Below are 24,440 nucleotides of genomic sequence, written 5' to 3'. Positions count from 1 at the left end.
CTAAGCCTCCTCCTTTGCCGCAAGCAATGCTTCAAAGAGTCTTCTGACACCAGCATAACCATAGGGCTGCCGGTCTTGGTTCCAGACTACATTCGGACATCCCGGATGATAATATCCGGCATCCTTTCCGATGGTCAGGTTCACTTTCGAGCCCTTAGCATCATAATATAGCATGGTTGGTTCCAGATTCGAGAACACTTTTGTCTCAGGGCTTACCGCCACAAGCTGTTTTAAATATACGAAATTCTCCGCCGTCAGCGTTCCATAGATCTCCTTTACCTGAAATCCATAACGCACCAGTGCCAGTGAAAGTTCAAACGCGTCTCCATTCATACACTCTCCTACTGCAAATGAAGCATCCGGACATGCCTGCCGGAACTTCTCCACAGCTCTCCTGGCCTGTTCTCTTACCTCTACATCAGAAAACTGTACTCCCAGAGCTGCACCAAACGCGCGGTACTGGCTGGCAATCTTATCAATCTGATAAAGTCTTGTAAGTTCAATAAATGGAATCTTTAACCGGTCATGAAAATCTTCTGCCGCAAATCTCGCTTCCGGATGCAGTACCAGATTGAAATTCGCCTCTGCCATCGTCAGATATTCATCATAATCCTGACAACGGGAAATTTCATGTACCGTCCTTACACCTGCGTCTTTTAGAAGATCATACAATTCACAGTCATCTACAAGGGGAGAGAAGAATCCAAGGAGATTGACCACATTTCCCTTTTTCTTCTTCGGTTCCAGAAGCGAATAAATAGACTGGCGCACATGAACCATCGGCGGTTTTCTTCCCTCACGGGTCAACGCATACATATAACATGGCCGCACCGGCAGTCCTGCTTCTTCCGTCGCGCGCCGGCAGATTCGTTCCATATCCGTTCCCAGAAGTGCATCCACACAGGTAATACAGATCATAACCACCGACGGCTTCTCTTCTCTGCCTTCACAAATCTCTTTTACCGCTTTCGGAATCTTCTTCAGATGACGGCCAGTCACGATATCCGTCTCATCCATCAACAGATAGAAGAACCTGTCATGATATTCCCTCATAGAACTGATCATAGAAGTATTCCTTCCGCAACATCCGGGTGCCACGATCAGCATAATAGATCCTGGTACCGCAAGCCCTGCACGCTTTACCCCGAATCCTTCTGCACCCGGAGAGTTGAATGCCAATGTTGCCGGCGAACTGTAGATCAGATGTGTATTTGATATCAGCTGCGGCGGAATGGCATCTTTACCAAGCTTCACCAATTCTTCCGCAGTACAGTAGTAAGCTTCCTGTCTCATACTTCCTCCTCATTTTCCAACAATAATTTCGCCAGTTCAAAAAAGCGCTGGCTGATCGGTGATTCCGGATTCCCTTCAATCACTGTCTTTCCCTGATCCTCATAGCGGATGATCTCATCACTTCTCGGGATCTCGCCAACGATTGGAATATGACTCTTCTCAGAAAATGCCTGAACCTTTTCCGTCTCATTTTCCACATTCCGGTGATTCAGCACAATCCCAAATACTCTGGCATAGCTTCGGTCTTCAAAGTTCTTCACCGCACGTGAGATATTATCTGCCGCATACAATGCCATCTTCTCACCGGAAGTTACAATCAGAACCTTCTCGGCATATCCTTCCCGGATCGGTGCTGCGAATCCACCACAGACAACATCCCCAAGCACATCATACAGAACCACATCCGGTTCGTAATTCTCGAACAACTTCATATCCTCCAGAAGCTGGAACGTAGCAATAATTCCTCTCCCGGCACAGCCAAGTCCCGGTGTAGGACCTCCCGTCTCAATACAAAGCACACCGCCAAATCCTTCCTTGGAGATGTCTTCCAGCTTCTCCGGTTCTTCATCCTCTTCTCTCATATAATTCATCACCGGTCTTAAGGGTTCTCCGCCTAACAGATTGATCGTAGAATCCGCTTTCGGATCACACCCAATCTGTATCACCTTCTTGCCCAGCATCGCAAAGGCAGCCGCCAGATTCGATGTGACTGTAGACTTCCCGATACCACCCTTTCCGTAGATTGCAACTTTAAGCATAATAACCTCCCACAATTGTATCTTCTTTTCCCACCAACAAAGAAAAAGCTCCTCTACCGCTGCGGTAAAAGAGCTATACATATTATCCGACATCAATAAAAATCCACTATAAAACAAAAGATTCCTATTCACATGTTTTCCCATATATACCACTATTCCCGCTCGGATATTCCTTGCCGTCAGAGTCTGTAATTTTTCATCTTATCTGCATTCAGATTGAAATGATTCTCTCCGTCTGCGATGGTTGATTTTATTATATCTTATCTATCCAAATGCGTCAATGAACGTTATAAATGTCACAAAGCGTTAAAATGGGGATTGCTGCTCCCCATTGTCCGATCACGGTCGCCATAGCGGCTCCTTTGATTCCATATGCAGGAAGGCCGGCCAGACCGAAGATGAAGATTGGATCCAGAATCAGATTGGTAAGCGCACCTGCGATTAATGTCACCATGCTGTCAAATGTATCACCGATTGACTGCAGAGATCTCTGGAACATCGTTCCGACGAACGTACCTGCACAGAAGATCATACAGATGGACAGGTACTCTTCGCAGAACGCTCCAATCGTCTTCTCATCTGTAGATAACGAAACAAAACATCCTGAGCAGAATATTCCTAATATCACAAATACCAGTGTGCCAGCTCCGGCCAAAATGACACCTGTAGCAGCAATATTTTCCGTCACCTCGTAATCCTTTGCCCCAATACTCTTAGACAGTAACGCATTGATTCCCACACTGGTTCCTACCGCCACTGCTATCATAAGAAGCTGAACCGGGAAGGCAAGCAACGTTGCCGTCAGCGCATCTTCTCCGATTCTTGCCACAAAGACACTATCAACAATATTATATAATGACTGCACCAGAAGAGAGATCATTAGAGGCAGCGACATGTTGATGATTAGTTTTGGCATTGCCATAGTTCCCATTTTGTTCTTCGTTTCCATACTTATCCTCCACTTTAAAATATTAAAAAAGTGCAAACCAAATCAATGGTTTGCACATTCACTTTCTATACCTTTCATTCAAAACACTCTTTTATCAAAACACTCTTAACTCCGTCAAAATTATGTCCTATAATAATATCATACTTTTACAATATATAGAAATTCAAAAGGAGACCCTTTTAATGAAAGTAATCGATCTTACCCATACAATCTGCGAAAATATGCCTGTATACCCGGGAACAGAGCCTCCCACCCTGGAACCATCAAGCACTTACGCGGAAAATGGATTCAAAGAAACAAAAGTAACCTTGTTCACGCATATCGGCACACATATGGATCCGCCCGCCCATATATTTCCTGGACGAACGACTCTGGATCAATTCCCGGCAGAACAATTTATCGGAAAAGCACTGATCATCGACTGCCGTGATTTAAAACCGGGGTCCGCGATAACCATGGCATCTCTCGAGAAATACAGAACAACTGTCAAATCCGCAGATTTTCTTTTATTTAATCTGGGATGGGACAAGTTCTGGGGAACGGATGCCTATTTTGGCGATTATCCTTGTATTGACGATGAAGTATTAGACTTTATTATTCATGGGCATTATAAAGGAATCGGCTTCGATGTCATAGGTCTTGATCCTATCGCAGATGAGAATCTGACACGACACAAAAAGTTATTCCAGTCCACAGATATCATCAATATGATCTTCCGAAGATATTCGAAAGCAAAAACCCCTTTCTCCAGACTCATCCGTCTGAAGAAAAGGGGTTTTATTATATCATCTCTACCATGTCAATTCCAGATACAGGTCTTTATATTGCTGAGCAGATTTATCCCAGGAGAAATCCTTATCCATATCTCTCTGAACCATCTCATCCCAGCACCAGCGATTGGTGAAGTACAAGGTCTTTGCTCTGTTGATTGCATCCAGCAAAAGACCAGCGTCATAATAATTAAAGGTGAAACCATTTCCTGTATTTGTAAACATATTATAAGGCTCTACCGTATCTTTTAATCCGCCTGTCTCCCGGACAATCGGGATTGTACCATAATGCATGGCAATCAGCTGTGTCAGTCCGCAAGGTTCAAACTGAGACGGTACCAAAAAGGCATCTGCACCGGCATAGATTCTGTGAGCTCTCGTCTCATCATACATAATGTTCGAGCACACATTTCCTTTATATGCATTTTCATAATAGCGGAAGGAATTCTCATACACATCGTCTCCGGTTCCCAAGACAACAACCTGTGTATGTTCGTCCATAATCTGCGGAAGAATCGCATTGACCAGATCCAGTCCTTTCTGATCTGTCAGTCGGGATATTAATCCGATAACAAACTTGTGATCATCTTGCTCCAATCCCAGCTCTTCCTGTAATTTTCGTTTATTTTCCTTCTTCTTATCCAATACATCTGTAATGTCATAGTTGGCATATAATCTAGAATCTGTGCTGGTATTCCAGATATCATAGTCAATTCCGTTGACAATTCCTCTTAATTTGCCAGAATGATATCTTAAATGAGCATCCAGCTTCTCACCATAATAATCCGTCTGAATCTCTCCGGCATATGTATGGCTGACCGTAGTAATGACATTTGAATAAGTCAAGCCACCTTTTAACATATTGGCATCGTTGTAACTTACCTTCAATGCATCTTTATTGAACACATAATCCGGCAGTCCTGACCAATAACGGATTGTAGGAATATTGTAGATTCCCTGGAACCGCAGATTATGGATAGTCAGAATCGTCTTTGCAGAAGTCAGTTTCGTATCTTCAAATAACGTTCTCAAATATACTGGAACCAAGGCTGCCTGCCAGTCATGGCAATGAATAATATCCGGAATCCAGTCCATATAATTCAATGCTGCCAATGCTGCCTTTGCAAAATAGCAATACTTCGGAATATCATCGATCAGATTCGTATATGGATTACCGCTGCTGAAGAATTCTTCATTATCAATGAAATCATATACTACTCCATCCCAGACATATTCCATAATTCCAACGTAGAATGATCTTCCATCGGAACACAGATTCATCTCAAAAGATCCCTTATAGATCATCTTCTCCTGGTATTTCCATGGAATACATTTATAACGTGGAAGAATTACTTTTACATCACAGTTCTGTTTTACCAGTGCTTTTGGCAATGCATACATAACATCACCAAGACCACCTGTCTTAACAAACGGATAACACTCAGAGCCAATAAATGCAACACTTCTTCTCGGAGTCTGGCGCACCTCAAATGTTGGTTCTTCTACAACTTCTGGTTCTGCTGGTTTTACTTCTTCTGCAGCTGGTGCTTTTACCTCTTCTGCCTTTGGTTCTTCTACGACAGCTTCCTTCACTTCTTCTGCCTTTGGTTCTTCTGCGACAGCTTCCTTCACTTCTTCTACCTTTGGTTCTTCTGCGACAGCTTCCTTCACTTTCTCTGCTTTTGGTTCCTCTGTCTTTGCCTTGGTCTCTTTCTTTGCTGCTGCCTTTGGCTTCTCTTCTTTTGCTTTTGTTTCTTTCTTTGCTGCTGTCTTCGGCTTCTCTTCTTTTGCTTTTGTTTCTTTCTTTGCTGCTGCCTTTGGCTTCTCTGCTTTCACAGTTTCTACTGGTTCTATCTTTTCTGCTTTTACTTCTTCAACCTTCTTCTCTTCTGGTTTCACTGCAGTCGCTTTTGTCTCGGTTGTTTTTGCTGTGGTTGTTTTTGCTGCAGTTTTCTTTGCAGTTGTCTTGGTTGCAGCTGGTTTCTTGGTTGTTGCTTTGGTAGCTTGTTTCTTAGCCATCTAATACCTCCAAAATAAATATAACATTTTACTCTTTATGATCTTAACTTCAAGCAAATATTTTAAATCATAGAATATTATATCACAAATGCTATCTTTGGCAAATATCATAATTATGGCTGCTTTTTACTGACAGATTTCTTTGAACGAAATATTCAATTCTCCGACGCCTCCATCAATCTCTATTCGATTACTGCCGGCTCCATAAATGGAATCATCATGCATTTTCTGATTCTCCAGTTTCGCCTCCCCGATTCCTTTATCAAGTTCAATTCTATAATCTTCAGCTGTCCCTTCCAGTGTAAGATTCGTCTCTCCGAGTCCATAATCAATGCTGCCGGCTCCTTCAAGTCTTCCAGATAGATTTAATTCTCCGATTCCCATATCGATATCGGCATTATGCAGATGTCCATCTGCGATCGTAACATCTCCAATGCCTCCGTCAATTTCTGCCTGATTCAATGACTGAATCCTTCCTGCCTTCAATTCTCCTACTCCAAGATTCATAACCAGAGAATCTGTCAAAAGCTCATCTATTGTTACTTCTCCAACACCAGTATTTAATTCAACGGATTCAAACATCGTCTCTTCCGGGATTATAAGTACCACTTTCATATTGTTCAAATGTGACATAAAGAATGGCCTTTTTTCTCTGATTTCCAGACGCCTGCCGTTTAACTCATAGGAAATATACTTGTGATTTGTCTCCAGTTTCAATTGCTTCCCGGTCTTTATTTCAAGTTCCGCAGCATTTATATCAATAATAAGATCTGTAACATCATTCTCAATAACATATTCACTCATCTTTCCTTCTGTACCATCGCTGACCAGGCCAAAAACAACACCCACTGCTCCACATATTCCACTTAAGATACTGATACTTAAAAAGATTGCAAATGCCAATGCCAAATATTTAATAACTTTCTGTCCCGTTGTCATTTTACATCCACACCTCCGAAAATACATGTACAGTTAATGTAAATCGTGCATCTGTTGTCCTTTGAATTCTGATGTTTTTTCGCATCCGCGCCGCCAAAAAGAGAATTGGAATTTATTTTTACATTGACTCCATCTGGAACAAGGATATCAATACCTCCAAAAATACTGCTGGCCGTTATCACAGCATCTTCTTCAATAATTGCATTTCTCAAGTCACACTTTACACCGCCAAAGACTGCTGTAAGTTCTGCTCCCTTGAAATCCTCATAAGAAAAATTGATATTCTGCCCGGAAAATGCTGCAAAAGCTATCTTAACTTCCTCACGATTCATTTTCATCGTTTTCATAATCTCCGAACTTTTATTTCCCACAATTCCTCTCAGGATCATTTTCACACCAAAAACCGCAATGATCACCGGAACTAAAAGTTTCCACAGCAAATCAAAATCCAAAACATTCTGACATGCAAGAAGCAAGAATATTCCAATCAGGAGCCCGACCAGGCTGGCAGTCCTGTCACCGTTGTTAAATAACCCGATAAAACTTGGAATAATAATAAATAAAGTCCACCATCCGTCAAAAAATATCTCGATATTCGTAATTCCAAATGCATTGAGAGCCAATACTGCACTTATCGCAATCAATACAATCCCCCATAAAATATTGTTTATTCTTTTCATCTCATTTTCCTCCTTCACTTTGTATAGTTGTATTCTAAAAAAAATCCGCCTTATTCGATAGGCAGATTTTTCAGGAGATTGTGTCAATTATTTAGACTCGTATGATTTTGTAATTCATTTATTGTCTTCCAATATTTATTATGATAAAATACAGCCAAAGCATTTTATTTCTATTAGTCTAAGCAAAACACATCTGAAATTCATCTCAATCATCAGAAAATCTTAGAAATCTCAATGCTTGATTACCCACATAACAGCAGAGGATTTCCAGGATGGACTAAGATGCACTTAAAAACCTCTGCAAGAATAGAAAAAGGAGGTCTTTTATGGAACAGACAGGAACAATTCCCTCAAACCGCATCTACAAAGCCCGTATCTTTGAGATGATATTCAGTGACAAAAAAGAATTGCTTGCCTTGTATAATGCAGTCAACAAAACAGATTATGATGATCCTGAATTGCTGGAAATCAACACTTTGCAAAATGCTATTTATATGTCAATGAAGAACGATGTATCTTTTATTATTGACTCCAGACTGTCATTGTATGAACACCAATCCACTTACAGCCCGAATCTACCATTTCGGTATTTACTGTATGTATCTGATATCTATGCTAATATTACAAAGAACGAGAATCTGTATGGGCGAAAGGCTATCAACATACCATCGCCTCGATTCATAATCTTTTATAATGGAAGAGATCCATTCCCAGATCAAATGATTCTGAAATTGTCAGATATGTATACTATAGAGGAAGAGGATACATCCTTGGAGTTAACGGCACTTATGCTAAATATTAATCCAGATTATAATCAGGAACTGCTAAATGCATGTAAAACATTAAAGGATTATTCTCTATATACTGCTAGAGTACGGAAATATGCAGATAGAATGTCACTGGAGGATGCTGTGGAGCGAGCGATAACAGAATGTATCAAAGAAGGAATTCTGTCAGAATTTCTCTTGAAGAACAGAGCGGAGGCGAAACGAATGAGTATCTACGAATATGATGAGGAAAGGCATATGCGCCAGACACGTGCTGAGGGATACGAAGAGGGCGAGGCCGCTGGAATAAAAGAAGCTACACAGCGCCTGAATCAATTAAATCGGTTGCTTGCAGAGCAAAACCGTACAGAAGATATCATAAAAGCCGCAATAGATGAAAATTATCAGAAGAAGCTTTTAGAAGAATTTGATCTATAACTCTGAAGAAGCCGCCAATGGCGGCTTCTTCTTTCTAAATGCATGGCAGTTAACTATTCAAACAGCTACCGTCAGCCGTTCAATACTTCTTCCCTTTGCCCATTGTGTACAATACACATTCGTACATTTTTGATACTTTTCAAACTGTTTTTTTGCATTTTGTTCATCTCCGTATACTTTCCAGCATCCGATACATTTGTATCCGCATGCGCGATTTTCTATAAATCCACGTACATCCTCTGGCGGATACCCAAGAAAAAGTCCAATCTCATGCGGAAATTCTTCTGACTCATGCAATCGCTTACTCAGACGGACTACGCATTTATCGGAATCGTCTACAGAATATCCGTATTCTCTCAGGATCTTCGCTGCATCTTCTGCTGCCAGATCATTTTCCAGTTTATTCGGGCGATAAATATAGAGCAATACCCGGTCAGCAGACATTCGCAGCGGAATCACACGTACTCCCTTTGGTACCAGACGTCGATTCAGGGAACGTACAGCGGATAATAATTCTTTTCTATCTGAATACGGACAATTAAACACATTCCCTGTCTTTAATCCTGCTAATGTGGACGAACAATGACGGATAATCATCTCATCGGACATGCTGCTCCCTCCAGTCTTACATTTTCTTCCAGAATGCTCTTCAGAGCTGACATTGAACTTGTATGAGAACGAACAATCCGAACGTCTCTTCCTTTGGTCTCATTCAATGCATTGCGCACCATTTTATGTGATACTGTCCCCGTAAACAGCACCATCAAATCCGGATTCCCGATTCCTTTCAAGCTGCTCTTCTGCTTCGGATATACTTTCGCATCACATTGATATTCCTGACATAAATCTTTATACTTTCGAACCATACACTCATTTCCACCTATGATTACCACACTCATGTTCAGCATCTCCCTTCTTGGTTAGTAATGGCTAACCTATACTTTGAAAGAAAACGCCTTGCGGCGCAATCTTTCTTTAAATCACTTTTATACAGCTTTGTTAGTTCCAGCTAACTTATTATTTTATATAATAACTATCTTATGCTCCTGTGTCAATTCTTTTTGGTATCATTTCGTAATATCGATAATTTATCTCAATATTATTTAACAAATCCGTCCATTTTCCATCTCATAGATTACATCTGTCACATTCATCGTGGATTTTCTATGCGATACCAGCACCACCGTTTTATCCCCTCGGGATTCATGTAATGATTTTAGAATAATTCCTTCATTTAAGGAATCCAGATTACTGGTCGGCTCATCAAGAAGCATGAACGGCGCATCGTGAAGAAATGCCCTTGCAATCCCGATTCGCTGCTTTTCTCCGCCAGAGAGGGTATCTCCCAATTCACCAACTTCCGTATCGTAACCATTTGGCAACGTCATGATGAATTTATGGATAGAAGCTTTTTTTGCCGCTTCTATAATCTCTTCTCTGGAAGCCCCCGGTCTTCCGACTGCAATATTATTGGCAATGGAATCATGGAACAGATATGTTTCCTGCGTCACATAGGATTCCATATCCCGCAGATCTTTTGTATTAATCTCACGAATGTCCTTTCCGGAGATTCGAATATCTCCTTGGTCTGCATCCCAGAAGCGCATCAAAAGCTTTAGCAGCGTAGATTTACCAGAACCGCTCGCCCCGTGGATTCCCACAACCTTTCCTTTCGGGAGCTCAATGGAATAGTCTTCCAGAATCTGTTCTTCCTCATAGGCAAAGTCCACATGCTCTGCTTTTGCACCTGCAAATATAGTCTGTTCTTTTTCGGCAACTTCTTCAATCTGCGGTTCTTCTTCCAACAGAGAGAGAACACGCTCTCCACTGGCCAGTGTCTGATTCAGATTATTAGACAGGTTAGACAGTGCCGTCACCGGCCCAAAAGAACCCATCATAGCAATGACTGTTATTAGCATACTGTCAAAACTGACAATGCCTCTTTCATACTTCCAAAGCATGAAGAAGAGCATTCCAAAGGAGAATAACAAAATGGCCATATTCGTCAAGGATCCCTGCACTGCCTCATGACGGTTCAACTTCTTCTGCATCAGTCCCAGTTCCCTGGAACGATCATCAATCTGTTTCATTCGCTCTTCGCCCTTGTCATACTGGATTGTCTCGTCCAGTCCACGAAGGGAATCCAATATAAAACTGTTCAGCTCCCCGAAAGAATTCCGAAACTGCATCCCTTCCTCCGCTCCTTTCTTCCCGTTCCTGACCGGAATCACGGCACCGACTACTATATACCCCAGAAGTGCAAGTATACCTGCCGGTGCATACTGTGCACCGATAAAAAGAATCATAATCAGAGAAGTCAGAATTGCAATGGCAATCGGAGAGATTGTATGCGCATAGAAAACTTCCAGAAGCTCGATATCTGATGTAATGATAGAGATAAGATTCCCCTTATCTCGTCCTTCCAGTTTCGCCGGGCATAGCCTGCGAAGTGACGCAAATACTTTATGCCGAATGATTGCAAGCAGCTTGAATGCAATGAAGTGGTTACAATATTGCTCTCCATAATGAAGCACACCACGCAGAATAGCAAGAACAATCAGGATTGACGCTATCGTTCCAAATGACCGTGACGTGAAGAATCCCCCTTCAATCACGTCCACGTTTTGCCGCAGAATCTCTGACAATCCATATAACATTCCATACCCGGTAAGAATGGTTAAAAAAATGGCACACAGATATCCCAGCACTCCTAGTAGAATGGCAAGACTCATCAGCGGAAGCAACGGTTTCACTAATCCAATGAGTTGTCCCATAATCACAATACCTTTTCTTCGGTTTTTCTGCTCCATTACTCTGCCACCACCTTTCTGTCTAAATGTCCTTCTGACTGACTGATCGCGTGTCCATAGGATTCCAGATCTCGCTGATATCGGTATAAATCTGCATAAGCTCCTCCAGATTCCATCAGCTCCTTATGAGTACCAGACTGTACCACATGTCCCTTCTCCAACATATAGATTCGGTCAGATTCTACTACATTCGCAAGTCTGTGAGAAATGAGCAGGATTGTCTTCGTCTTCACCAGCCCCCGTATTACTTCCATAATCATCTCTTCGCTTTCCATATCAATATTGGACGTCGCCTCATCAAAGATATAGACCGGTGTGTCGTGGAGAAGCGCTCTTGCCAGCGCCAGTCTCTGGCACTGCCCGCCGGAGAAATTGCTTCCTCTTTCCAGGATAGGCGTATCCAGTCCTTGCTGTTCCTCCAAAAATCCTAACAAGTTGACTTTTTCCAACACTGCGTACATCTCTTCTTCTGATGCATCGGCTTTCCCCATCTTCAGGTTCTCACGGACTGTTCCTTTAAACAGATAACTATTGTGACTGACCAGAGTAATGTGATCCATCAAGCTCTTTTCTGAAACTTTCGAAAGTTCCTGGTCCTGGATAGTAATGCTGCCCCGATAGCCCTTGTTTCTTCCCATAAGGATAGCCGCAATGGTACTTTTTCCACAGCCAGAGGTTCCCACCAGAGAAGTGAAACTGCCGCCGCTCAATTCCACGGTCACACCTTCCAGAATATCCCTTTCTTCTTCATAGGCAAATCGCACATCCTCTAATTGGATAGTCGTCGTTTCTTTTCCAAGCTCAATCTCTTTCTCCTCCGGTTCCGGCAGATCCAATAGCGCAAAGATCTTGTCACTTGCCGCCATACCGTTCATAGCAATATGAAAAAAAGAACCCAGAAGCCGCAGCGGAATAAAGAATTCAGATGCCAGTAATATAATCATGAGTGCTCCACTGAAGCTTACATTCCCATTGATATATTCTGAAAGTGTCACGATCATACCGACTGCTGCGCCGCCATAGGCAATGATATCCATCACACTGGTAGAATTCAGCTGCATAGTCAACACTTTCATGGTAATCCGCCGAAATCTCTGAGATTCTTCATCCATCTCATCTGCTTTATCTGCATCAGCCTGATAGATCTTCAGAGTTGTCAATCCCTGCAGATTCTCCAGGAAAGAATCTCCCAGTTCTGTATAGATTCCCCAATATCTGTTTAATAATTTTTTTGCAAATTTCTGTACTGCCACGATAGAGATCGGGATTAGCGGAACACAGATCAAAAGTACCAGGCTTGCTTTCAGATTTACAAAAGCAAGGATAACAAAGAGCGTTATAGGAGCCAGCAGGCTATAGAATAACTGAGACAAATATTTTCCAAAATATGTTTCCAGCTGTTCCACACCTTCTGCTGCCATCTGTACCACTTCAGAAGTCGCAACACTTTCACGATAAGATGCTCCCAGTTTCAATAATTTCCCATAAATCTTCTCACGCAATATCCGTTTCACATCCACGCTCGCCTCATAAGAAGCATAGGATGCCTGTCTGTCACAGATCAGGCGCAATGAAATGGCAATAAGAATCACGATACCGTATAAAAGCAGCTGATTCTTTGTGATCGCATCAAACAATGCACTCTCCAAAAGCATGGAAGCAACATAGATCATCACTACCTGGCATAACAGGGATATCCACTTCCATACGACCTGAAACACAATATATTTTTTTGCATGAGATAACAGTTTGACCAGCCTTGTTTTTATCATGTTTTGTAGTTTCCTTTCTTTCACGATTCTGTTCTTCTGAATAATAATGGTTTTCACCGGCTATTTGAATTAGTGCTCACTAACCGTAATTCAAAAAAAAGAAGCCTCAGTTTGAGGCAACTAACTTATATATATCATTTTATTACACAAACTGTCAATTACTTTTTTCAACAAACTGCTTCTGTTTTAAACTTCGCACAATAAAAAAGACTTGAGGCACATCAATCCCCAAGTCTCTTCTTCCTATTGTTTAGACAAAATTACGATGAAGCAGTTCGTGCTCTTTTCCTTTTAAAGAGTATGCTCTCCCTGTTCAAAAGACGGATAAGGATAAAGTTCCAGATCGTCCAATATTTAACTGCTTCAAAGTCATTTTTCGTTTTACTCACCTTCAACCGGTTCTGGATTGGAAACACTGACTTTGTGATCATACCAAGTTCCTTTTGTTCCTACTAACGCAAGATCAAATTCTTCATCCAATGCCGGGACTGGAATATCGAATCCATACACTTCTTCTGTCGTGCCATCACTATACGTCACAGTATCTTCCGTAGGCTCCAGAAGTTCTGCCCCATCTTTCTGAGCATCTTCAGCAAGCCCAGGATAGAGATTCAGTATATTCTTTGATACCAGAGAAACATGTATTGTCATTTTTCCATCTTTTACCGTCAAAGTACCTTTTCCTTCACAGGCTTCATTGGCATGAAACATTCCGCTGTCTGTATTAAAATCTGCGGAATAAGTACCATCCTCTATTCCAGCATCTGCTTCACTGCTGCTCTCTGTATCTACATCCTCTTTTTGGTCTGTTTCTTCTACCTGTTCTTTTGCATCCGTATCCTGAGTATCATTCTTTCCAGAACATCCAAATACAAGCGCAGATGAAAGCAAAAGTATTCCAAGAACTGCGATTACCCTTTTCTTCATTTTCATAACTCCTACTCGCCAATTACTGCTTTAGCATGTGCTACATAAAGATTCTGAATCGCTTCAATCTCTCCGAGACCTGCAATCTGTGTATCTACGCTGTCAAATTCTCCGGAAGCATTAAACATGCTCTTCCAGGAGTCATCATCGTCTCCTGCCATATCATTATTAGCGTGGTCTCCTGCAACAACCATCAAAGGACGAAGGATTACTTTCTTATATCCTGCCTGGGCAACTGCATCTATAACAGCTTCACATGCCGTTTCTTCCGGTTCGCCTTCTACCGTTCCGATAAATACATTGTCATATCCGAGGTCATTCATCTGTGTCTGCATCTGGCTATAAGATACTTTTGCAGTATGAGAGGTACCGTGTCCCAAAAATACAAATGCAGCGCCATCTTCTTTTGCAGCATCCAGGCTGTCATATCCTGCTGTTTCCACTGCCTCAGAAGTAATCGCTTCAGCAACCGCTTCTTTATCAGCATTGATAACCGTTGCATCTTCTCCGACTTCTCCAAGCAAAGGCTCTGCAACTTTTACAGATTCAAACTGATCCTGGTAAGCTTCTACAGATTCCATCAGCTCATCGTATTCTGCGCCATGCATCAGATGCGTCGGCTGTACCACCAGATTTTTCACTCCATTAGAAACTGCACGTTCCAATGCCTGATCCATATTATCAATACATTCCTCATCTCTCGCCTGAATATGGTTAATAATGATCTGTGCCGTAAATGCTCTTCTTACCGACCAGTCAGGATATGCTTCCTGAAGTGCATCTTCGATTCCCTTAATATCAGCCACACGACTGTCATTAAAAGAGGTTCCAAAGCTGACTACGAGGATCTCATTTTCACCAATATCATCCTGATTACGAGGATCATCTTTGGATGCATCGCCTGTATCTCTTCCAAAGTAATCCGGATCTGCATTTTCCCCTTCTACCAATTCCTTCTGCTCATCTGTCAGTGCGTCCCATGCCTCTTTGGCTTCCTTGCACTGTTCATCCGTTTCATCTGTTCTCTCCTGCACATAGATGGCATCAATCAATGCAGCTACTTCATCTGCCGCTTCCTGATCAGCATCTGTCTCTACTTCTTCAGTTTCCTCCGCCGTTTCGGATGTCTCCTCACTGCTGCCAGAACATCCGGTCATTACCAGAGCACTTACCATGGAAACTGCCAGCAAGATTGCTACTACTCTTTTCTTCATCTTGTTCCTCCTTCTTATTTCTGGTCCATTTCCGACAAAAGGATATAACGGCAGTACTTATGAGGGTATAATGACTTAAAGCCAAAAAACGTCCTTTTTCCATAAAATGGTAAAAGGACGTAATACTGACATAATCAAACAACACTTCCGGCAGATACAGACACTGCCAGAAATGTAATATCTCCATTATAATCGGTTGCGACCAGTTACTCGTGATCTGTGGGCATATCCCACTCCGTTTTTCAATAGGCAGGTCTCCTGACTTACGGATCCACATCCAAGGCCGCCTTCCCAATTGCTCAGTGACTTATCTGGCCTTGCACTCCTCGCTTACAGTGACGAGTTCGTACAGGATTTGCACCTGTTTCCCTTTTCATCAGACAATCCATGATTGTCTGAACCTATCGAACATACCTTATCACACCCGAATAAAAATGTAAAGTCTCTGAAATTGTTTTTTAATATCTATGGTTATTGACTACTCCACATTTTTTAATGCCTCTTCCATCGGAATCTTTCGGATTCTTCTGAAATCCAGTATTATTACTATCAGGTATCCAAGAAGAACGAAGGAAAACATCTTCACATAGCCCATTGGCTCTATCGTAAAGGCAAACCATCCATTATATTTAAACATAATGATTTTCCATGCCTGTTTCATTACCGTAGAACCTAATATTACACTTATGGTATACGCCACAACCACTACCATTGTTGTAGATAGCAAATATAGGCTTGCGATCTCACGGTTTTCATAACCAAGAATCTTCGCCATGGAGATTGCCGTTTCGTTCTTTTCGATAATAAGCTTTGTCAATAGATAAATCAGCACTGCAGATAACAGGATACACAGAATCTGAAAATACTGCATATAGGCTCCCATAGAATGATCTAACTGGTCGCACATTTTCGTAATATCCTCTTTCGTAATAACTGTCGCGATTTTATCTTCTTCGATATCGGTAATCTCTGTGTCTGAGATATATCCGGTGAACTCCTCCTTGCCCAGTTCAAATAAAGAACGATATTTTTCAATCGGAAGGAAAACTGCAATACTCTGACATTTTTCATAAATTCCTGATACTTTAAACTGATACTGCTTATGTTCATATTTTTCATCCAGCTTAATGATATCTCCCACCTTCAGGTTATACTTCTCACTGAATGGTCGTGAAAGGTACACTTCATTTTCTTCAAGTTCTGATAAGTTTTCAATCTGGATATATCTGCTGTTATCCCGAATGCCATAAATGGACACTTCTTCATCCAATTCATCCCCTGTCTTCTTTAATGCTTTCATACAGAATTCCTCTACGTCCTGATTATCTGTATGAATCATTTTCCCTTCCTCATCTTCACAGGATTTCAATACATATTGGTACTTTGCAAACATCATATCTTCTGCATTGTCCTGATAGTAATTCAAGGTAGACGGCATTCCGACTGCCATAGCCAGCATAACCATAATAAAGAAAATGCCCGCAAAAAGAACAGCATAATCAGGCATGTTCTGGAATATGATACGCAGACGGAATCTGCTAAAAAACTTCCACTTCGGGAGCCTTACAGTTTTCTTTCGTTTTGACTTTTTCAGATCACACCGTAAAAACTGAAGTGGTGTATGCTGCATCATGCGAATAATCACTAACAGATTTATCACAAACATCAGGAATACTGGTATTACAGTCGTCTTAACAAACGCATCCGGGTTCCATATTGTTTCATAGGTTGGAAGACTGTAACTGTTATAATACATAGATACCACAACATCCTTAAAGACTGTATACCCCATCAGATTGCCCACAATTGCTGCAATCATAGTTACAATCACAGGTATTGCCAGATAATGCCTCACAAGCTCACCCTTTGTATATCCGGATGCCCGGAGGGTACCGATTGTCTGTGATTCTTTCATAATAGTATTGCTGATAGTAACCGCAAAGATAAAAGCAATAATCACGATCAGGATATCCAGAAGCACTCCGCCCATCGCTTCATCTGACCCCATATCATCCGTCGCAAAATTGATTGCCGGGTTCGCATAACGGGGAACATAATCCTGAAGCTCATTCTCATGCACGACCGTCTGGGTAAGCAAAGCTTTCATGAAATCATCGGATTGCTTCTTTTCTTCTATCTCATCTGCGTATTTCTGTTCATATTTCCATGCATATGTATAGTGGATCGAACCAGAGAGACGTCCAAAGCCATCCTTCGTTACCATAGCCACATTAAACTTCAGTGCATCAAACATTAGATCCGTACTTTTCTCATGAAGCGTAGAGTAATTTACATAGGCAATCAGCCCTGTAACATAATAAGACTGCCCACTGACAGTAATCGTATCTCCTACCTGAATTCCTGCATTGTCCGCATGCATCCGATCAACAGCAATCTCATCTTCCGTCTCCGGGAAACTTCCTTCCATCAGGCAGGCCTGATTGATCTCTTCTGTTCTTTCATACACTCGGATGGTACCATCGGACTTTCCGTCATTATCATGATCTTCATCCTCATTCCGGTAGAAATTCTCATATACAGTTACAGGAACTGCTGAAAAATCTGAGTCATCCAGTTCCATTTTGGCTTGATCCGGATAAAACTGTTTCACATCAGCTTTTTCCCCGGTTTCAATCGCACGGATCAGCTCCTGATCTGCCTTCTGATCTAGTTCAAAATGTCCGTCCTCCAGATGATACTTCTCTTTCCCCTCCGCAGCAGCCTGCATCATACTTCCATTGGCAACATACATGCCTGATACAAACCCAATGGTAAGGATTAGGAACAATGCAACAACCAGATATTTTTTCCAGTCCCTTTTTAGCTCTCGAACAATTCTCTTGCAAAGCGGATTTCTCATCTTTCCGTCTTTCATCTCTGCCACGCTCCTTACCATTCAAGATCTACTGCTGAAATTTTGTTTGTATTTTTTTCATTATGACGCACTTTTCCATCCCTTAGTTTAATCACATGATCTGCCATGTTTTTAATAGCTTCATTATGCGTAACTATGATAATCGTATTTTTATATTTTTGATTAATATCCTCGATCAGCTTCAGGATTTCCTTGGAAGTACTATAGTCCAATGCTCCGGTGGGCTCATCACAAAGCAGGATGTCCGGATTTTTCACAATGGCCCGTCCAATCGAAACCCTCTGCTGCTGTCCGCCGGAAAGCTGGTTCGGGAGCTTATGACGGTGTTCATAAAGTCCCAGAGTATGTAACAGATCATCAATATCAAGCGGATGGTCCGACAGATATGCACCCACTTCGATATTTTCTTTTACGTTCAGATTGCTGATCAGGTTATACATCTGGAACACATACCCCAGATGCTTCCTGCGGTACTGTGTCAAATCCTTTTCAGCCATATCTTCCAATTTATCACCGTGAATGGAAATATATCCGGAATCAGCACTGTCGATTCCTCCAATAATATTAAGAAGCGTGGATTTCCCTGAACCGGAAGGCCCCAGCAAAACACAGAACTCTCCTTTTGCAACCGAAAAATTCATCCCACACAGGACCTCCTGACGAGTATCCCCGCTTCCAAATCCTTTTTTCAAATCTACAATTTCTAAAAAATTTCTTTCTTCCTCTGACATAACTTTTCCCTTCTCAGTCTTCGCTTTTCTTATTTTGTTATTTCAAAATATATCCTTTCATTCCTCTTGTTAGTTGTATTTAATCACAATTAGTATATTTTAACTGCATCTTTATTGTCAACATACACCTGGTTTATCAAAAAAATTTCTCGTTAACAAATAAAAAAGGCGATTTGATCAAACCGCCTTTTTTGTTTATTACTCTTTTCTTTCTTCTATTAATAAATTCTGCATACTCTGCAAACTGATTGTCAAAGTGGAAATATTATGAAGCATCGCTGCTACTGTTGGCTGCATTACCCCACCAATCCCCATTAGAATTAGCACTGTGTTAATTCCCACAATCTTACGATAATTCCTCTGGATTCTTTCCATCAATGCATTGCTCAATCTTTTTAATCTCACAATCTGATAAAGATCATCTGCCGAAATGGTTATGTCAGCAATCTCTCTGGCAAGTTCTGCACCATCGCTGATCGCAATTCCTACATCTGCTGCAGACAATGCCGGAGAATCATTCACGCCATCTCCTACCATAAGCACCTTCCTGCCGGATGCTTTTTCGCGTTCTACAAAACCTGCCTTATCAAATACAATGGTCTGTGCCTCGGCAACAGCTTCCAAGTATTTACCGCCTTTTACCGTAATATCATGATTGCCGGCCTGTCGGATTGCTGACAGCACTGTAATCGGCATTGCAAGCTTTAAGGCACAGGAAAAGTCCACCATCAGAACAGATAACGCTTTGGTAACATTTCTCGTCAGAAACCAGGCAGCAATCGTTCCAGCCAGAGTAACTGGTACCAGCCTGTCTGCCAGTTTCTCTGCTTTCCCTTCCACAGATGATTTCAGCTTCTCTGATTCCTCAATCATTGTTACAATCTTTTCATACCGTGATGACCCCGAAGCTTTCCTGACCATAAAGGTAATCTCCCCTTCTTCCAGTACACTGCCGGCATAGACATATCCGCCCTTTTCACGATGTACTGGGAGCGGCTCTCCCGTAAGGGAGGACTGATTTACCATTCCCTCTCCTTCTGTCACAAGACCATCAAAAGGAATGATGTTTCCCATATGGACAATAACCTGATCTTCCTCTTTGACCTGGCGTGAATCAATCAAAATCTCCTGTTCTCCACTCTTAACCCATACCTTCGATACATTCAGCGACATACTGCGCGCCAGGTCACTTACTGACTTTTTATGGGTCCATTCTTCCAGTGTCTCTCCAACTCCTAAAAGAAACATAACCGAACTGGCCGTATCCATATTACCGCGTAAGATGGATACTCCGATTGCCGTAGCATCCAACACGGAGACCTCTAACTTTCTTTTGGCAAGGCTCTTTATGCCTTCTTTCAGATAATGCAGAGATCTGGCTGTTGTCCAGACTGCCCGCACCGGATATGGAAGAAGCATTTTACCTGCATAATGTAAAGCCACTTTACTGATCAGTCTTTCCTTGTATGTGCGATTCAATTTTCTTCCAGAATTAGCGGGCACCGTCTCCGGAACTTCCACAGACTCATACCGGAATTTTCTAATTGCCTGAATCACAGCTCCTTTTTCTCCGGTAAAGCAAACGCAGGCATCGGCCGTCCGTTCATATACCTTTGCCTGCGTGACGCATTCCAGCGTATTCAGATAATACAAAAGCGTATCTGCCTCTGTACAGGACATACGCTTTTGATCTACATGAATACGGATTCTTCCTGGAATCTCATGCTTAATTATAAATCTCACTTATTCTGCCTCTGCCTGTACACAGGCTTCTGCTTCATTATCACGTTTCTCATTAATCTGCTTTGCCTCTGCCAGTATATCCTCTGCATTCTCCTGAACTGTATCAACTGTCTTCATCACACAGTCTTTTGCACGAAGGACTGCTGCAGTACAGCTTGTATATACTTTTTTGGCATCTCTGCTGGAAAGCACTTTCACTCCTGCTGTTCCAAACAGCACCCCGCCTGCAAAAATACCAAGATTCTTTAATTTAAAAATATCCATGACTCATCCTCCATTCTTTTGTATTGTGCTCAGTTATTTGTGTTTCTTTCCAGTATAAAATAACATACCAAGACAGAACACCATGGCCCATGCCCAAAACTTATGCTGCTTCAAAAAGATCACCTCGTTTTATCTGAAGTTTCCTTTTATCATACTCTTTCGTGGAGTCATAGTCAAAACCGAAAAGCCTTATTGAATTATTTTATCAATTACTGCAGGATTTTCTTTCTAATTGTTTCTATCGTCTGATTAGAAAGCCCATTTTCTTTCAACAGCGCGATATAATCTTTCTCATGGGCTTCTTTCAAAAATGCTTCCATTGGAATTCTCTTATACTCCTTCATAAGTCCATTCTCCTAAATCCCTTAATGATTCATATTCTGGTTCAACATACGTTCAATGATATCTACCGATTCTTCAATTCCATAACTTGCACTGTTAAAGCAGATATCATAGTTCATCGCATCCCCCCACTTGAGTCCGGTATAATAGTGATAGTATTTCTCGTGCCTGCGATCCTGTTTCTCCAACAGACGTCTTGCCCTTTTATAATCCAGATTATTTACTTCCATGATGCGGTGAACTCTCTGTTCAAATGGTGCAGTAATAAATATACTGATATGTGGAATATGGTTATTCGCAAGGATCACATCCGCACACCTTCCCATCACGATAAAATCTTCTTCCTTTGCCATCTTACATAACAGATCACTCTGATTGAAGAAAATAGCATCCTCTTTCGTAAGGCCATGATATCGGTCGAATTCTCGGATCTTATTTCTCCATCCCTTGACAGAATTAAAACCTCGCTGATATTTGTTCTGTATAATTTCTGTTCCAAGATCTGCCACATCTCGGATGGAATCTTTTTCTACTTCCAGTCTTCGAAGTACTTCTGTAAATATCTCCACATCATAATAGTTAATCCGCAGCGCATCGGCCAGTGCAAACCCGATATCATTTCCCGCACTTCCCTGGCTTCGTCCGATACAGATGATCAGATGATCGTCTTTTGAAAACTTCTGCCGCAGATTGGACGTATTGAGTTTCGCACGATTCTGATCCACAATCTCTCCCTGTCCGAAACTGGTCGGAAGACTCTCTACTTCCTTTAAGATGTCGTCATATTTTTTCATGACACGTGATTTATCCTGAGGATTGCGGATTGTGCGGGCCATATTACTGATCAATGCCAGTTCACTTCTAAGAAGATGACCCTGCGGTCTGGTGCTCATTAAGTTTGCCAGATTCTCTACACAAGTACGTCTGTCTCCGGTAAATGTTCGTCCCAGAGAAGATCCCACGCATTCATACACTTCAATATCCAGATCGTAGATACGTTCCGCAAGTTCTATACATTTTTTTCGATTATCCTGCATTTTTCTTCTCCTCCCTACCAAAAGAATATCAAGGTATCCAAAAGAAATACCGGTACCAGATACGCAATTGACCACAACATGTAACCAAAGAACGACGGCATTCGAATACCATTTTCATCCGAAATAGACTTGACCATAAAGTTCGGTGCATTTCCGATATAAGTATTGGCTCCCATAAATACCGCACCACAGGAAATAGCTGTCAACATTCTGACCGGCACAGTTCCCACAGAAGTTAAGATACCATTCTGGTATCCCAATGCCCCTGCCGTGGTCAAAAATACCAGATATGTTGGTGTATTATCCAGAAAACTTGACAGTGCTCCCGTTGCCCAGAACATCTGCATCGGCTCTGTAAGTCCCAGGTCAGCTCCCTTTGCTTTCAGTATCATAAGTGCCGGCTGCATCGTAATAAAAATACCGATAAACAGCACTGCTACTTCCTTAATCGCACCCCAGGTAAAATGGTTTCTGATACGTATATTTGAATCTGTCGTTTTAAATGATAAAAATGCTGCAAGAAGAATAATCCCAATCTCGATCAGCGCAGGAAATCCAAGTGTCACCTCTCCCAGTATATGAATTCCTTTCTCCGTTCCATCCGCATTCTGGAACGCAGACAAGCCCGGAAGCACGCCACTTAATATCACAGCTCCCACGATCATTGCCACGAAGATCAGATTGTGAAGTCCATCTATATGAAAATTAGTCCCTGGTTTACTGATATCCGGTTTCAGCCCGCGTGCAATATCCTTGCGGTATGCTCTCATATCAAGATGATAAAATACAAACAATAAAATTATCATATTAAAGATTAAGATTTTAAACAAATGCAAACTCCAGGAAAAAGGAACACCACGCATAAATCCCATTAACAGCGGAGGATCTCCAATCGGGGTCAGACAACCTCCCATATTGGATATCAGAAAGATAAAAAATATCATAATATGGCTTTTCCGCCTGCGCCAGGAATTCATTTTAATAAAAGGACGAACTAACAGCATGCTGGCTCCAGTCGTTCCAATCAAACTGGATAAAAGCGTGCCAATTGCCAGAAGGCCTGTATTAATACGCGGAGATCCTGCGAACTCTCCTTCTACCGTAATATTACCCGCAACACAGAACAGACCAAATAATAAAATAATGAACGTCAGATAATCATTCACTACGCACTCCAGCACTGTCTGTGCCGATTCAAAAGCACCGTATGTTACCGTAAAAGGTATTATAAATAAAAGCGACCACGCAATCACCGCTAATGGCTGGTTCTTCTCCCACCAATTCGGCTTTATCAATGGCATTACTGCAATACTGAGCAACAGCCCTGCGAAAGGTATGCAGAGCCAGATTGGAACTGATGTAATTCCTTCCATGTATATCACCCTCCTGATTCACATTCTGCTTCTTTCATTAACAACTTAAATCTACCGCAGAACATTATACCACTTTCTTCTGTTCTGTCTACATCTAATCGTTATTTTTCTAACGGACTCTTTTTTGCAAATAAAAGACAATAAATGCACTTATCTGCCTGACAGCAGATAAGCAGCATTTATTGTCCCCAAACTTTTGCATATTTTAGAATATAGCACGTATAATTTTTATTTGTCAAGTATCTTATGTATCTATTTCACAATAATAAAGCTTATGATTCTCATATATATTGGTGGATATTATATTTCCTTTATAATCTCAATGATATCTGACACCAGTACCGGGCAAAAATTCATAAGGAGCCCTGAATCCAGTACTTTTTCGAATTCTCCCGGCTGGGATATATCGTGTCCCAGTAGTTCCACACTTTTGCAGTTAGTTATGAACTGATATAGCTCGAAAGCTTTATAGAATAAGGCTTCCGAGCATTTTTTATTTTATATTTTTAACTTTTATATATAGCGTTTTATAACGTTTCGTGATATAATAAGTATTATATCGAAGGAGCTGAATTATGTACTTAAAAAAAACACCAAACACCCACGGACGCATTAGACTTTCTATCGTTGATAATTACTATGATAAAGTCAAGAAATGTTCTAGACAGAAGACGATTGAATCGATTGGTTTTCTCGACGAACTCCAAAAAATCTATGAGGATCCGATTGCCCATTTTCA

At 41.5% G+C, this 24,440-nt stretch carries 20 protein-coding genes, 1 pseudogene and 1 riboswitch; of the genes and pseudogenes, 2 read left to right on the top strand and 19 right to left on the bottom strand.

Annotated features, from left to right (window positions below; translation table 11 throughout):
- The 3 genes from ABE613_RS05705 to ABE613_RS05695 all read right to left on the bottom strand — a co-directional run bounded on the left by ABE613_RS05705 (position 1) and on the right by ABE613_RS05695 (position 3,000).
- Complete coding sequence (locus ABE613_RS05705) at positions 1-1,293, bottom strand: nitrogenase component 1 (RefSeq protein ID WP_347375907.1); 1,293 nt, start codon at positions 1,291-1,293, stop codon at positions 1-3.
- Positions 1,290-2,051 carry a nucleotide-binding protein gene (locus tag ABE613_RS05700; RefSeq protein WP_347375906.1) on the bottom strand — a complete coding sequence of 254 codons (762 nt, stop codon included), beginning with the start codon at positions 2,049-2,051 and terminating at the stop codon, positions 1,290-1,292. Before ABE613_RS05700 ends, ABE613_RS05705 begins: the two co-directional genes overlap by 4 nt.
- A 277-nt stretch (positions 2,052-2,328) precedes the next feature.
- Complete coding sequence (locus ABE613_RS05695) at positions 2,329-3,000, bottom strand: MATE family efflux transporter (protein WP_347375905.1); 672 nt, start codon at positions 2,998-3,000, stop codon at positions 2,329-2,331.
- A gap of 122 nt (positions 3,001-3,122) precedes the next feature.
- Here ABE613_RS05695 and ABE613_RS05690 point away from each other — a divergent pair.
- Positions 3,123-3,635: pseudogene (locus ABE613_RS05690) on the top strand (cyclase family protein); the annotation flags it as partial.
- Positions 3,636-3,791: 156 nt separating this feature from the next.
- On the opposite strand, the gene ABE613_RS05685 reads toward ABE613_RS05690, so the two are convergent.
- From ABE613_RS05685 to ABE613_RS05675, 3 genes are all read right to left on the bottom strand, one after another.
- Positions 3,792-5,789: a glycogen synthase gene (locus ABE613_RS05685; RefSeq protein WP_347375904.1), complete on the bottom strand. Its 1,998-nt coding sequence runs from the start codon at positions 5,787-5,789 to the stop codon at positions 3,792-3,794.
- Between the two features lie 126 nt (positions 5,790-5,915).
- Positions 5,916-6,728: a DUF4097 family beta strand repeat-containing protein gene (locus ABE613_RS05680; protein WP_347375903.1), complete on the bottom strand. Its 813-nt coding sequence runs from the start codon at positions 6,726-6,728 to the stop codon at positions 5,916-5,918.
- Entirely contained in the window at positions 6,725-7,408 is a 684-nt protein-coding gene (locus ABE613_RS05675; RefSeq protein ID WP_347375902.1) for a LiaF transmembrane domain-containing protein, read from the bottom strand. Before ABE613_RS05675 ends, ABE613_RS05680 begins: the two co-directional genes overlap by 4 nt.
- A 326-nt stretch (positions 7,409-7,734) precedes the next feature.
- Between ABE613_RS05675 and ABE613_RS05670 the strand changes: the two genes are divergently transcribed.
- Positions 7,735-8,613, top strand: coding sequence for an RpnC/YadD family protein (locus tag ABE613_RS05670; protein ID WP_235233036.1), 879 nt, complete (start codon positions 7,735-7,737; stop codon positions 8,611-8,613).
- Between the two features lie 57 nt (positions 8,614-8,670).
- On the opposite strand, the gene ABE613_RS05665 is transcribed toward ABE613_RS05670, so the two are convergent.
- The 13 genes from ABE613_RS05665 to ABE613_RS05605 all read right to left on the bottom strand — a co-directional run bounded on the left by ABE613_RS05665 (position 8,671) and on the right by ABE613_RS05605 (position 23,701).
- Positions 8,671-9,222: a DUF3793 family protein gene (locus ABE613_RS05665; protein ID WP_235233037.1), complete on the bottom strand. Its 552-nt coding sequence runs from the start codon at positions 9,220-9,222 to the stop codon at positions 8,671-8,673.
- Positions 9,207-9,512 (bottom strand): DUF2325 domain-containing protein, encoded by a 306-nt coding sequence (locus ABE613_RS05660; protein WP_235233038.1) that lies wholly within the window; start codon positions 9,510-9,512, stop codon positions 9,207-9,209. The genes ABE613_RS05665 and ABE613_RS05660 overlap by 16 nt, the downstream gene beginning before the upstream one ends.
- A gap of 204 nt (positions 9,513-9,716) precedes the next feature.
- Positions 9,717-11,423: an amino acid ABC transporter ATP-binding/permease protein gene (locus tag ABE613_RS05655; protein ID WP_235233039.1), complete on the bottom strand. Its 1,707-nt coding sequence runs from the start codon at positions 11,421-11,423 to the stop codon at positions 9,717-9,719.
- Positions 11,423-13,195, bottom strand: a complete 1,773-nt coding sequence (locus ABE613_RS05650) for an ABC transporter ATP-binding protein/permease (protein WP_347375901.1) — start codon at positions 13,193-13,195, stop codon at positions 11,423-11,425. Before ABE613_RS05650 ends, ABE613_RS05655 begins: the two co-directional genes overlap by 1 nt.
- Positions 13,196-13,576: 381 nt before the next feature.
- Positions 13,577-14,122 carry a hypothetical protein gene (locus ABE613_RS05645; RefSeq protein WP_235233041.1) on the bottom strand — a complete coding sequence of 182 codons (546 nt, stop codon included), beginning with the start codon at positions 14,120-14,122 and terminating at the stop codon, positions 13,577-13,579.
- Positions 14,123-14,133: 11 nt separating this feature from the next.
- Positions 14,134-15,336 carry a sirohydrochlorin cobaltochelatase gene (locus tag ABE613_RS05640; RefSeq protein WP_347375900.1) on the bottom strand — a complete coding sequence of 401 codons (1,203 nt, stop codon included), beginning with the start codon at positions 15,334-15,336 and terminating at the stop codon, positions 14,134-14,136.
- A 231-nt stretch (positions 15,337-15,567) separates the two neighbouring features.
- A riboswitch (cobalamin riboswitch) is annotated at positions 15,568-15,756 on the bottom strand.
- Positions 15,757-15,814: 58 nt separating this feature from the next.
- The gene (locus tag ABE613_RS05635; protein WP_347375899.1) at positions 15,815-18,211 is read right to left on the bottom strand and encodes an ABC transporter permease; all 2,397 of its coding nucleotides are present in this window, start codon (positions 18,209-18,211) and stop codon (positions 15,815-15,817) included.
- A gap of 14 nt (positions 18,212-18,225) precedes the next feature.
- On the bottom strand, positions 18,226-18,942 hold the full coding sequence (locus ABE613_RS05630) for an ABC transporter ATP-binding protein (RefSeq protein WP_235233044.1): 717 nt from the start codon (positions 18,940-18,942) through the stop codon (positions 18,226-18,228).
- Between the two features lie 198 nt (positions 18,943-19,140).
- Complete coding sequence (locus tag ABE613_RS05625) at positions 19,141-20,685, bottom strand: HAD-IC family P-type ATPase (protein WP_347375898.1); 1,545 nt, start codon at positions 20,683-20,685, stop codon at positions 19,141-19,143.
- On the bottom strand, positions 20,686-20,949 hold the full coding sequence (locus tag ABE613_RS05620) for a DUF6110 family protein (protein ID WP_235233046.1): 264 nt from the start codon (positions 20,947-20,949) through the stop codon (positions 20,686-20,688).
- Positions 20,950-21,158: 209 nt separating this feature from the next.
- Positions 21,159-21,293 (bottom strand): hypothetical protein, encoded by a 135-nt coding sequence (locus ABE613_RS05615; protein WP_268826494.1) that lies wholly within the window; start codon positions 21,291-21,293, stop codon positions 21,159-21,161.
- A gap of 21 nt (positions 21,294-21,314) precedes the next feature.
- On the bottom strand, positions 21,315-22,328 hold the full coding sequence (locus ABE613_RS05610) for a cytidylate kinase-like family protein (RefSeq protein ID WP_235233047.1): 1,014 nt from the start codon (positions 22,326-22,328) through the stop codon (positions 21,315-21,317).
- 14 nt (positions 22,329-22,342) lie between these two features.
- A complete protein-coding gene (locus ABE613_RS05605) occupies positions 22,343-23,701 on the bottom strand; it encodes a sodium:proton antiporter (RefSeq protein WP_347375897.1) in 1,359 nt (452 codons plus the stop codon).
- Positions 23,702-24,440 lie beyond the last annotated feature (739 nt).

This window comes from Dorea chungnamensis (genome assembly GCF_039832125.1).
GTDB lineage: Bacteria > Bacillota > Clostridia > Lachnospirales > Lachnospiraceae > JAFBIX01.
This window is presented reverse-complemented; position numbering and strand designations above follow the sequence as displayed.